The sequence below is a fragment of the Caballeronia sp. M23-90 genome, assembly GCF_053574605.1.
The window spans coordinates 1-3,584 of record NZ_JBSIPA010000582.1; the positions used below are offsets into that span (position 1 = coordinate 1).

General features: G+C 60.9%; 3 protein-coding genes and 2 pseudogenes. 2 read left to right on the top strand and 3 right to left on the bottom strand.

The genetic code is table 11. The annotated features are described in order from the left end of the window. The 3 genes and pseudogenes from holB to mltG all read right to left on the bottom strand — a co-directional run. Window positions 1-582 (bottom strand): annotated as a pseudogene (gene holB, locus ACRXB1_RS32865) (DNA polymerase III subunit delta'); the annotation flags it as partial. An 83-nt stretch (window positions 583-665) separates the two neighbouring features. Next, window positions 666-1,286, bottom strand: a complete 621-nt coding sequence (gene tmk / locus ACRXB1_RS32870; RefSeq protein ID WP_375508186.1) for a dTMP kinase — start codon at window positions 1,284-1,286, stop codon at window positions 666-668. After that, window positions 1,286-2,302 carry an endolytic transglycosylase MltG gene (gene mltG, locus ACRXB1_RS32875; protein ID WP_174364064.1) on the bottom strand — a complete coding sequence of 339 codons (1,017 nt, stop codon included), beginning with the start codon at window positions 2,300-2,302 and terminating at the stop codon, window positions 1,286-1,288. The genes tmk and mltG overlap by 1 nt, the downstream gene beginning before the upstream one ends. Window positions 2,303-2,363: 61 nt before the next feature. Between mltG and ygfZ the strand changes: the two genes are divergently transcribed. Together ygfZ and ACRXB1_RS32885 are read left to right on the top strand one after the other, a co-directional pair. Beyond that, window positions 2,364-3,350, top strand: a complete 987-nt coding sequence (ygfZ, locus tag ACRXB1_RS32880; protein ID WP_174364063.1) for a CAF17-like 4Fe-4S cluster assembly/insertion protein YgfZ — start codon at window positions 2,364-2,366, stop codon at window positions 3,348-3,350. Between the two features lie 7 nt (window positions 3,351-3,357). Beyond that, window positions 3,358-3,459: pseudogene (locus ACRXB1_RS32885) on the top strand (NRDE family protein); the annotation flags it as partial. Between the last annotated feature and the right edge of the window lie 125 nt (window positions 3,460-3,584).

Consider the following 3,584-nt stretch of genomic DNA (forward strand, 5'->3'; position numbering starts at 1 on the left):
TCAGGCCACGGAGGGTTCGGCGGCCGGGAGGGTCATCGGCCATTGGCGGCATCGGCTGATGATCGTCGGCAACAACCGGTCGATACGCGCCGTCACCAGGATAAACACAACGCCCGCCGGAGGCTCTTCCAACGTCTTGAGCAAAGCGTTCGCGGCAAACACGTTGATGGATTCGGCGGGGTAAATCATCACGACGCGCGCGCCGCCCCGGTGCGAGCCGAGGCTGAAGAAATTCGACAGGCCGAGCACCTGATCGATCTTGATCTCCTTGCTCGGCACCTTGGTTTTCTTGCCTTCATCGGCATCCGGCTTTTCGTCGCTGATCAGTTCGCCGGCGAGCGCTTCCGGAAGCACCGCCCGATAGTCAGGGTGATTGCCCTGGCTAAACCAGAGGCAAGCGACGCAATGACCGCACGGTTCCCGCGTCGCAGTCGGTGCTTCGCACAAAAGGCTCTGTGCGAGATGTTGCGCGAACTGCAATTTCCCGATGCCCGCGCGCCCATGCAGCAACAACGCATGCGGCCAGCTTGCGCGCAGTTGCTCAAGTTGAGCCCAGTCGTCGGTTTGCCACGGATAGATCATGAAAATTCTTTTAAATCAGTAATTTAAGCTGCGTTGTTGAAAATTACAATTAACTTCAACTTTTCAATAAATTCGCTTTAAAATCAAATGCTTGAAACTACTTCCTCAAGTTTTTTCTGTATATCTGCAACCGACCGTGTTGCGTCGATTACCAGGAACCGGCCCGGTGATTCCGCCGCCCGACGCAGATACTCGGCTCTCGTCCGCGCAAAGAACGAATCGGACTCGCTTTCGAACTTGTCCGGCGCACGTACCGCGCCCCGGCGTTCGCTGGCCACGTTCGTCGGGACATCGAAAAGTACGGTCAGATCCGGTTGAAATCCGCCCTGCACCCAGCGCTCCAGTGCTTCGAGCTTGTCGCGCGGCAGACCCCGGCCGCCGCCCTGATACGCAAAGGTGGCATCGGAAAAACGATCCGACAGCACCCAGTCGCCGCGCGCCAGCGCCGGCTCGATCACAAGCGCCAGATGCTCCCGGCGCGCGGCGAACATCAGCAGCGCCTCGGTTTCGAGGTCCATCGGCTGATTGAGAAGCAATTCCCGCAGGCTTTCGCCGAGCGCCGTGCCGCCGGGTTCGCGCGTCATCACGACCGAGTGGCCGGCCGATGCGATCTTCTCTTCCAGACGTTCGCGGAACCACCCGAGGTGCGTTGTCTTACCCGCCCCGTCGATGCCTTCAAACGTGATGAATTTGCCGCGCACCATCATTGTCCCCGGATGTACTTGTCGACGGCCCGATTGTGGTCGCCGAGATTGTCTGAAAAGAAGCTGCTGCCGTCGCCGCGCGACACGAAATACAGCGCGCTGCTCGACGCAGGGTTGACCGTCGCTGCCAGCGCCGCGACGCCGGGCAAGGCGATCGGACCGGGCGGCAGGCCCATGCGCGTGTAGGTATTGTACGGAGTGTCGGTTTGTAAATCTTTCTTCTTGAGCCGGCCGCCGTAAGCCGGGCCCAGGCCGTAGATCACTGACGGGTCGGTCTGCAAAGGCATGTTGATGCGCAGCCGGTTCGCAAACACGGCCGCGACCAATGGCCGGTCGGCGGCGCGCCCGGTTTCCTTCTCCACGATCGACGCCATGATCAGCGCTTCATACGGCGTCTTGTACGGCAGGTTCTGTGCACGCGTGTTCCAGGCTTCCGTCAGGCGCATCTGCATCAGTTTGTACGCACGTTTGTAGACGGCGATGTCGCTCGTGCCTTTATCGAAGAGGTAGGTGTCGGGGAAAAACAGACCCTCCGCCGTCGCCTTCGCAATCACGTCGTCCGGCGCGCCGATGGCCTTCAGCAGATCGGTATCCGTCATGCCCGCGGTGTCGTGCTGGAGCGCCGGATTGCCGTCCAGCTCGTTGCGCATTTTCTGGAACGTCCACCCTTCGATGATCGTCGCCACGTATTCGTTCACGTCGCCACGCGCGATTTTTTGCAGCATCTCGTAGGGCGTGATGCCTTCCTTGAACGCGTAATTGCCGGATTTCAACTGCGACGACAGGCCGAGCACGCGCGTCATCAGCACGAACAGCTCGGGCCGCATATGGGCGCCGCCGCGATCGAGCTGGGTGCTCACGCTTTTCAGCGTACTGTGGGACTTGATGGTGATGTCGAGTTCGGGCGAGGCCAGGTCGACCGGGCTATTTGCCCACTTGAACATGCCCGCGACGAGCGCACCGGCAACCACGACCGCGACGACCGCCGCGACCAGACATTTCTTCAAAAGGGACATGCGAAACACGCTCTAGGTAAGACCCATATAATACTTGTTCGCCATCGTCCAAGTCAGGTCCATGAATTCTTCGACCGGTACACCCGCTGCTTCTCCTTTCAAGGCTGTGCTCAGCGGCGGAATTTTCGCGCCGCTCACGCAGTTTGGTTTCATCGATACAACCGGCGACGACGCCGCCGCCTTTCTTCACACGCAACTGACGAACGACGTCCAGCACCTGGATGCATCGACCGCGCGTCTGGCGGGGTATTGCTCGCCGAAAGGCCGCTTGATGGCGTCATTCCTGATGTGGCGTGCCGGGGACGCAGTGCGTTTGATGATCGCCGCCGACTTGCAGGCCACCGTGCAGAAGCGGTTGTCCATGTTCGTGATGCGCGCAAAAGCCAAGCTGGCGGATGCCACTCCGGCGCTGACCGCCGTCGGTTTTGCAGGCGACGTGCGCGACGCGCTGTCTCATCTCTTCGATGCCATGCCCGACGGCGTGCACGTGAAAGTGGAGGGTCCGCTCGGTTCGCTGATCCGCGTACCCGATGCCGCCGGCCGTCCGCGTTTCCTGTGGGTCGGCCCGAAGGCAGAAGTCGATTCGCATCTCGCCGCGCTGGAAAAGAAACTGACTCGCGCGAGCGCCGAAGTGTGGGACTGGCTCGACATTCACGCGGGCGAACCGCGCATCACACAGCCGGTGTCCGAGCAGTTCGTCCCGCAAATGGTCAACTTCGACGTGCTCGGCGGCGTCAACTTCAAGAAAGGCTGTTATCCGGGTCAGGAAGTGGTCGCGCGCAGCCAGTATCGCGGCACGATCAAGCGGCGCACATCGCTCGCGCATGCGGAAATGGCCAAAGCCGGCGACGAACTGTTCCACTCCGACGACCCCGGCCAGCCCTGCGGCCTCGTGGTCAACGTAGCGAGCGCGCCCGATGGCGGCGTGGATGCGCTCGTGGAAATCAAGCTTGCGGCGCTGGAACAGGGATCGGTGCATGTGGGCGCGGCGGATGGTCCTGTGCTGAAGTTCTCGCCGCTGCCGTACGCCTTCCCCACAGAAGTCTGAGGCGTTCATGTGCCTGATCGTCTTCGATTGGCAGCCGGAAGCGGGGTCTTCGGCATCGAATCATCCGATGCTCACGCTCGCCGCCAATCGCGATGAGTTCTACAGCCGCTAAACAATACGACGGCGCCCTCGCGGCTTATAGTCCTGAATGAGTCAAATGACCCTGGTGGCGTGCGCAGAACATACCTGTCACCTGACCCGCAATATCTGCGTATGAATATGGGCGCGGCGATG